The organism is Pollutimonas subterranea, assembly GCF_002849655.1.
GTDB lineage: Bacteria > Pseudomonadota > Gammaproteobacteria > Burkholderiales > Burkholderiaceae_B > Pollutimonas > Pollutimonas subterranea.
Genome location: NZ_PDNW01000022.1, coordinates 52,513 through 60,228 on the forward strand (window position 1 = coordinate 52,513; position 7,716 = coordinate 60,228).

The window sequence follows — 7,716 nt, forward strand, 5'->3', positions numbered from 1 at the left end:
GCGTCTCATTCAAATTATGCAAATCGGGTACGCAAGTGCCCTATGCATAAAAAGTCACAGGATGCGTAAAGGTCATGCCAACCATTAGCCAACTCGTGCGCAAGCCGCGCGAAGTCTCCCGCGAGAACAGCAAGAGCCCCGCGCTCGAAAACTGCCCTCAGCGTCGTGGTGTTTGCACACGCGTGTACACCACAACCCCTAAAAAACCTAACTCGGCTTTGCGTAAAGTCGCCAAGGTGCGTCTTACCAACGGTTTCGAAGTCATTTCGTACATCGGCGGTGAAGGCCACAACCTGCAAGAACACTCGGTCGTTCTTGTGCGCGGTGGTCGTGTCAAAGACTTGCCTGGTGTTCGTTACCACATCGTTCGCGGTTCGCTCGACTTGCAAGGTGTTAAAGACCGCAAGCAATCGCGTTCCAAGTACGGTGCAAAACGCCCGAAAAAAGCCTAAGTTTTTCCATAGTCCAGCCCGTCTGGTCGTATCAGTGCAGCCATGGGCATGAGCCCATAGCATGTAAGTGACCCTTTCCAATAAAGTGGTCGTGGCCGTTTAAAAACGGTTCAACTGAACTGTCACAAGGAAGTTAAAATGCCTCGTCGTCGCGAAGTCCCCAAACGTGAGATTCTCCCCGATCCAAAATTCGGCAGCGTAGAGCTCGCCAAATTCATGAACGTTGTTATGTTGGCTGGTAAAAAAGCAGTAGCCGAACGTATTATCTACGGCGCTTTTGAACAGATTCAGGCTAAAACTGGCAAAGAGCCCATCGAGGTTTTCAATCTCGCCATCAACAACATCAAGCCCCTCGTTGAAGTGAAAAGCCGCCGTGTCGGTGGTGCAAACTATCAAGTGCCGGTTGAAGTGCGCCCTGTGCGCCGCCTGGCACTGGCCATGCGCTGGTTGCGTGAAGCAGCCAAGAAGCGTGGCGAAAAATCGATGGATCTGCGCCTGGCCGGTGAATTGCTTGACGCCTCCGAGGGTCGCGGTGGAGCAATGAAGAAGCGTGAAGACACGCACAAGATGGCAGAGGCCAACAAGGCGTTCAGCCATTTCCGCTGGTAATCTAAGGACATTTTTATTATGGCCCGCAAAACCCCCATTTCGCGCTATCGCAATATTGGTATTTCCGCGCATATCGACGCAGGGAAAACCACAACGACAGAGCGCATCCTGTTCTACACCGGCGTCAACCACAAAATTGGCGAAACCCATGAAGGCTCCGCCACCATGGACTGGATGGAACAAGAGCAAGAGCGCGGCATCACGATTACTTCGGCTGCCACGACAGCTTTCTGGCGCGGTATGGCCGGCGAGTACCCCGAGCACCGCATCAACATCATCGACACCCCCGGACACGTCGACTTCACGATCGAAGTTGAACGCTCCATGCGCGTGCTCGATGGCGCCTGCATGGTGTATTGCGCTGTAGGCGGCGTTCAGCCCCAGTCGGAAACGGTATGGCGCCAGGCGAACAAGTACGGTGTGCCACGCCTGGCGTTCATCAACAAGATGGACCGTACCGGCGCGAACTTCTTCAAGGTCTACGACCAGCTCAAGCTGCGTCTTAAGGCTAACCCCGTGCCTATCGTCATTCCTATCGGCGCCGAAGACACCTTCACGGGTGTGGTCGACCTCGTCAAAATGAAAGCAATCATTTGGGATGAAGCCAGCCAAGGCATGAAGTTCGAATACATGGATATTCCGGCCGAGTTGGCTGACGACGCTGCCGAATGGCACGAAAAGCTGGTTGAATCAGCAGCCGAAGCCAATGAAGAGCTCATGAACAAGTACCTGGAAACAGGCGCTTTGACCGAAGCCGAAATCAATCTTGGCATCCGTACGCGCACCATCGCTGGTGAAATCCAGCCTATGTTGTGCGGTACGGCGTTCAAGAACAAAGGCGTTCAGCGCATGCTTGACGCCGTCATCGACTACCTGCCCGCACCGACGGATATTCCTCCTGTCCAGGGCACAGACGATGAAGGCAATATTGTTCATCTGCCTGCTGACGACAATGCCAAGTTCTCCGCACTGGCGTTCAAGTTGATGAGTGATCCGTTCGTGGGTCAGTTGACCTTCGTTCGTGTGTATTCAGGCGTCCTCAAGTCCGGCGAAACGGTCTACAACCCTTTCAAGGGTAAAAAAGAGCGTATTGGCCGTATTTTGCAGATGCACGCAAACAACCGTGCTGAAATCAAAGAAGTTCTGGCAGGTGACATCGCCGCCGTGGTGGGTCTGAAAGACGTGACCACTGGCGAAACGCTTTGCGATCTCGACGAGCACATCCTGCTTGAACGCATGGTGTTTCCGGAACCCGTGATCTCGCAGGCTGTCGAACCCAAGACTAAACCCGACCAGGAAAAAATGGGCATTGCGCTGTCGCGTCTTGCACAGGAAGATCCTTCGTTTCGCGTACGCACTGACGAAGAATCCGGCCAAACCATTATTTCGGGTATGGGCGAGCTTCACCTGGAAGTGCTGGTTGACCGCATGCGCCGTGAATTCGGCGTTGAAGCCAACGTAGGTAAGCCACAAGTGGCCTACCGCGAGACGATTCGCAAAACTTGCGAAGAAATCGAAGGCAAGTTCGTCAAGCAGTCGGGCGGTCGCGGCCAGTATGGTCACGTTGTCCTGAAGCTCGAGCCCCTTCCTCCAGGCGGTGGTTACGAGTTCGTCGACGCCATCAAGGGCGGTGTGGTTCCTCGCGAATACATCCCTGCGGTTGACAAGGGTATTCAGGAAACCTTGCCAGCGGGCGTCGTTGCCGGCTACCCGGTCGTCGATGTCAAGGTTACGTTGTTCTTTGGTTCGTACCACGACGTTGACTCGAACGAAAACGCGTTCCGTATGGCTGCCTCCATGGCATTCAAAGACGGCATGCGCAAGGCTAGCCCAGTATTGCTCGAACCCATGATGGCTGTTGAAGTCGAAACACCTGAAGATTATGCCGGTAACGTGATGGGCGATCTGTCCTCGCGTCGCGGCATGGTCCAGGGTATGGACGACATCGTAGGCGGTGGCAAGATCATCAAGGCAGAAGTGCCTCTAGCCGAGATGTTCGGTTACTCGACTACTTTGCGTTCACAAACGCAAGGCCGGGCAACCTACACCATGGAGTTCAAGCACTACGCCGAAGCTCCGAAAAACGTTGCTGACGAAGTGATTACCGCTCGCGGTAAGTAATATACAGGTCCTGCCCATCTTGTATGGTGGGCAGGGAAAATTTTTGTTTCCTTGAAAACATTGATGGATTAAATCATGGCAAAAGGTAAGTTCGAACGTACCAAACCACACGTAAACGTCGGCACGATCGGTCACGTTGACCACGGCAAGACGACGCTTACGGCGGCAATCACCACCGTGCTGGCAACAGCCTTCGGTGGCGAAGCCAAGGGCTACGCGCAAATTGACGCGGCTCCTGAAGAAAAAGCACGCGGCATCACCATCAACACCTCGCACGTCGAGTACGAAACGCAAGCGCGTCACTACGCGCACGTTGACTGCCCGGGCCACGCCGACTACATCAAGAACATGATCACGGGTGCGGCGCAAATGGACGGCGCCATCCTGGTGGTGTCGGCCGCTGACGGCCCAATGCCCCAGACGCGCGAGCACATCCTGCTGTCGCGCCAGGTTGGCGTGCCGTACATCATCGTGTTCCTGAACAAGGCCGACATGGTCGACGACGAAGAGTTGCTCGAGCTGGTCGAAATGGAAGTGCGCGAACTGTTGTCCAAGTACGACTTCCCCGGCGACGACACCCCGATCATCAAGGGCTCGGCCAAGCTGGCACTCGAAGGCGACGAAGGCCCATTGGGCAAGCAAGCCATCATGCAGTTGGCTGAAGCGCTGGACAGCTACATCCCCACGCCAGAGCGCGCGGTCGACGGCGCTTTCCTGATGCCTGTGGAAGACGTGTTCTCGATCTCGGGTCGCGGTACCGTGGTGACGGGCCGTATCGAACGCGGTATCGTCAAGGTTGGCGAAGAAATCGAAATCGTCGGTATCAAAGACACCGTCAAGACCACGTGCACGGGCGTTGAGATGTTCCGCAAGCTGCTGGACCAAGGTCAAGCGGGCGACAACGTGGGTGTCTTGCTGCGCGGTACCAAGCGCGAAGACGTCGAGCGCGGCCAGGTTCTGGCCAAGCCCGGCTCGATCAAGCCGCACACCGACTTCTCGGCCGAAGTGTACATTCTGTCCAAAGACGAAGGTGGTCGTCACACGCCGTTCTTCCAGGGCTACCGTCCTCAGTTCTACTTCCGTACGACGGACGTGACGGGTACCATCGAATTGCCCGCGGACAAGGAAATGGTCCTGCCCGGTGACAACGTGTCGATGAAAGTCAGCCTGATGTCGCCCATCGCCATGGAAGAAGGCTTGCGCTTCGCCATCCGCGAAGGCGGCCGTACCGTTGGTGCTGGCGTTGTTGCCACCATCATCAAGTAATATTGCTAGCGTGGGCAGGAGCGGTATTGCTCCTGCCTTATTCGTTCTTTAGGAATTCCCATGAAAAACCAGAAAATCCGCATCCGTTTAAAAGCGTTTGACTACAAGCTTATCGACCAATCGGCCGCCGAAATTGTTGAAACCGCCAAGCGCACGGGCGCGGTAGTGCGTGGTCCAGTACCTCTGCCTACACGTATTCGTCGCTATGACGTATTGCGTTCGCCTCACGTCAACAAGACGTCGCGCGACCAGTTCGAAATGCGCACGCATCAGCGTCTTATGGACATCGTGGATCCAACCGATAAAACTGTTGACGCACTGATGCGCCTGGACCTGCCCGCAGGTGTAGACGTCGAAATCGCTTTGCAGTAATCTGTACGCCGCGCCTATGGCGCAGTATGTAAAAAACGCCATGCACGATGCATGGCGTTTTTTTTCCGCGCAGCGGCAAGCGCGGGGGCTTTTTTTGCCGCCGGGCCGCCCCTAGGCAAAAGGCGCCCCCACGGGGGGCAGCGCCGCCGCGCAGCGGCAAGCGTGGGGGCTTTTTTGGAGAGCATCGTCATGAAGCAACTGCTCATTTCCCTTGGCTGCATGGTGCTGCTACTGGCAGGCCTGGCACCCGGGCAGGCCGCGGCGGCAAGCTGCAATAACGGCCAGGTCATCAAGCTGGCCGACCAGACCTGGGAAAGCGCAAGCTTCACGACCCACGTCATCCGGAAGTTGCTTTCCGACGGCTATCAATGCCAGACCGAGATCGTGCCCGGTACGCCGGCCGCCACGGAATCCGCACTGGCGCAGAACGACCTGCAGATCATCGCCGAGCAATGGTCAGGGCGCTCGCCAATTATCGAGGACGGGATCAAGGCCGGTGCCGTGCAGGTCGTGGGCGACACCTTGGCCGGTGGAGCCGTCCAGGGCTGGTACGTACCGGATTACCTTGTGCACGGGGACGCCGCACGCGGCATCGAACCTTTGGCTCCCAAGCTCAGGAGCTGGGAAGACCTACCGCAATACAAGTCGCTGTTCACGGACCCCGAGGTTCCCGGGAAAGGTCGTTTCCTCAACTGTCCAGCCGGATGGGTATGTGAGCAAACCAACAGTCGCCTGCTTGCCTTGCATGGGCTCGAAAGTGACTACACGAATTTTCGCGCCGGCACGGGTGCCGCGCTGGACTCCGCCATCAGCTCTGCCTACGATCAGGGTAAGCCCATTCTGTTCTATTACTGGCAGCCAGCGGGGCTGATGGCGAAGTATAAATTCCATCGGATAGAGCTGGGGCCCTTCAACAAAGCATGCTGGGACACAATCGTAAGCGGTGAAGGCGAATTGTGTCCTTCGGATTTTCTTGTGGCCAAACTGGGCGTAGCGGTTTCACAGCCCTTCGCGCAGCAAAATCCCGACTTGATCGCGTTGTTCGAACGCCTGCAGTTTCAGCCGGCCCTGTTGAACGGAATGATATTGCTCATGACCGAGCAGCGCTTGTCCGGCGAGGCGGCGGCAGATCAATTTCTCCGTTTGCATCCAGAAGTATGGCGCGAATGGGTGCCGGATTCAGTTGCGGAGCGCATCATCACTGCCTTGGGAATTGATACCGCATCCGCAGCGGACCACTCCATATTTCCAGAGTGGTCTGGCGCGGATTTCGTGAACCGACAACTCATGACGGTGGTCAAGTCGTATGGGGAAAGTTTTCGGCGCTTAAGCGATTTCATGCTGACGGCAGTGTTGTTGCCTGTGGAGCGGGGGCTGCAGGCCTTGCCTCCCTGGGCGTTTCTGGCATTGGTTGCCGCCTTGTCCTGGCATGCAACGCGCAAGCCTGTTGCCACCGTCCTGTATGTGGCGTGCCTGTACCTGATTGGAGCGGTAGGACTTTGGGACAAGTTGATCCAGACGTTCTCGCTGGTCCTGGTGTCCACGGTGATCTCCATCATTCTTGGCATCCCGGTTGGGATACTGGCCGCGCGAAGCCGCATCCTGCGATCCGTGCTCACGCCTGTATTGGATGTCATGCAAACCTTGCCCAGTTTCGTGTACTTGATACCTGTGTTGATGCTGTTTGGCCTGGGAAAGGTTCCCGCGCTGTTCGCCACTATCGTCTATGCGGTGCCGCCACTCATACGCTTGACCATACTCGGCTTGCGGCAAGTCGATCCGACCATCATGGAAGCCGCGCAAGCTTTTGGCGTAACGCGCTGGCAGATGTTGACGAGAGTGACGCTGCCGCTGGCGCGTCCCAGCATCATGGCAGGCATCAACCAGGCCACCATGATGGCCTTGGCAATGGTCGTGGTGGCATCCATGATCGGCGCCCGGGGCCTCGGTGAGGATGTACTCGCCGGTATCCAGACGTTGGATGTCGGGCGCGGGTTGCAGGCCGGCGTGGCCATCGTCATCCTGGCTATCGTGATCGATCGAATTACCCAGGCATATGGCCAGCCGCGCCGCCGCAGGCGACGCTTCGAGCGCAAGGAGAAGTCCTGATGTCGGACGTTAAAATTCAGATATGCGATGTGTACAAGGTATTCGGAGATCGCCCCGAGCGTGCGGTGGAACTGTTGCGGCAGGGCGCCGACAAGGCGACAGTGCAGGCGCAAACACGATGCAATGTGGGTCTGGCCGGTGTGAGCGTCGATATACCGACCGGGCAGATAACCTGCATCATGGGCTTGTCCGGCTCCGGAAAATCAACCCTGGTGCGTCACCTGAATCGACTGATCGATCCATCGGCAGGCGAAATACTGGTGGATGGCCGCGATATCCTCAAGCTCAGCATGCCCGATTTACGCCAGCTGCGCCGCCACAGCATCAGCATGGTGTTCCAGGGCTTCGGATTGCTCCCGCATATCAACGTCATCGACAACGTCGCGTTCGGTCTCTCGGTACGCGGCGAAAAAAAAGCGCTGGCACGGGACACGGCCTTGAAATGGCTGGACAGAGTAGGCCTGTCTGAATACGCCGCCAGTTATCCGGACGAGTTGTCGGGCGGCATGCGTCAACGGGTGGGCTTGGCCAGGGCACTGGCCATCGATGCCGAGGTATTGCTTATGGACGAGGCTTTCTCGGCACTGGATCCCCTGATCCGGTATGAAATGCAGGACCAGTTACTGGCGCTGCAACAGCGGCTCAAGAAAACCATTGTGTTTAAAGTGGACCCTGGAATCGAGACAGCGCTTTAAGCTGTAGTCCGAGGAGGATTACAAGGTGGTCGAAGTCAGGAAACGCAAGGTTCACAGCGCAGAATTCAAGGCCAAGGTCGGGATGGAAGCGG

At 56.8% G+C, this 7,716-nt stretch carries 7 protein-coding genes; all 7 read left to right on the forward strand.

The genetic code is table 11. The features are described 5' to 3' along the window. Positions 1-74 precede the first annotated feature (74 nt). A complete protein-coding gene (gene rpsL, locus CR159_RS18890; protein WP_073110196.1) occupies positions 75-452 on the forward strand; it encodes a 30S ribosomal protein S12 in 378 nt (125 codons plus the stop codon). 138 nt (positions 453-590) lie between these two features. Next, positions 591-1,061, forward strand: coding sequence for a 30S ribosomal protein S7 (gene rpsG, locus CR159_RS18895; RefSeq protein ID WP_102075506.1), 471 nt, complete (start codon positions 591-593; stop codon positions 1,059-1,061). Positions 1,062-1,079: 18 nt separating this feature from the next. Continuing rightward, positions 1,080-3,182 (forward strand): elongation factor G, encoded by a 2,103-nt coding sequence (gene fusA, locus CR159_RS18900; RefSeq protein ID WP_102075507.1) that lies wholly within the window; start codon positions 1,080-1,082, stop codon positions 3,180-3,182. Between the two features lie 75 nt (positions 3,183-3,257). Continuing rightward, positions 3,258-4,448: an elongation factor Tu gene (gene tuf / locus CR159_RS18905; RefSeq protein ID WP_102075508.1), complete on the forward strand. Its 1,191-nt coding sequence runs from the start codon at positions 3,258-3,260 to the stop codon at positions 4,446-4,448. Positions 4,449-4,508: 60 nt separating this feature from the next. Beyond that, positions 4,509-4,820 (forward strand): 30S ribosomal protein S10, encoded by a 312-nt coding sequence (rpsJ, locus tag CR159_RS18910; protein ID WP_013743964.1) that lies wholly within the window; start codon positions 4,509-4,511, stop codon positions 4,818-4,820. Positions 4,821-5,009: 189 nt separating this feature from the next. Next, a complete protein-coding gene (locus CR159_RS22335) occupies positions 5,010-6,929 on the forward strand; it encodes a glycine betaine ABC transporter substrate-binding protein (RefSeq protein WP_102075510.1) in 1,920 nt (639 codons plus the stop codon). Further along, positions 6,929-7,624, forward strand: coding sequence for an ATP-binding cassette domain-containing protein (locus CR159_RS18920; RefSeq protein WP_102075509.1), 696 nt, complete (start codon positions 6,929-6,931; stop codon positions 7,622-7,624). Before CR159_RS22335 ends, CR159_RS18920 begins: the two co-directional genes overlap by 1 nt. The last annotated feature ends 92 nt before the right edge of the window (positions 7,625-7,716 follow it).

Bases quoted from the DNA above. Each gene is read 5' to 3' on its own strand.
- CR159_RS22335 (WP_102075510.1), top strand. From the start codon at position 5,010: ATGAAGCAACTGCTCATTTCCCTTGGCTGCATGGTGCTGCTACTGGCA.
- tuf (WP_102075508.1), top strand. From the start codon at position 3,258: ATGGCAAAAGGTAAGTTCGAACGTACCAAACCACACGTAAACGTCGGC.
- fusA (WP_102075507.1), top strand. From the start codon at position 1,080: ATGGCCCGCAAAACCCCCATTTCGCGCTATCGCAATATTGGTATTTCC.
- rpsG (WP_102075506.1), top strand. From the start codon at position 591: ATGCCTCGTCGTCGCGAAGTCCCCAAACGTGAGATTCTCCCCGATCCA.
- CR159_RS18920 (WP_102075509.1), top strand. From the start codon at position 6,929: ATGTCGGACGTTAAAATTCAGATATGCGATGTGTACAAGGTATTCGGA.
- rpsJ (WP_013743964.1), top strand. From the start codon at position 4,509: ATGAAAAACCAGAAAATCCGCATCCGTTTAAAAGCGTTTGACTACAAG.
- rpsL (WP_073110196.1), top strand. From the start codon at position 75: ATGCCAACCATTAGCCAACTCGTGCGCAAGCCGCGCGAAGTCTCCCGC.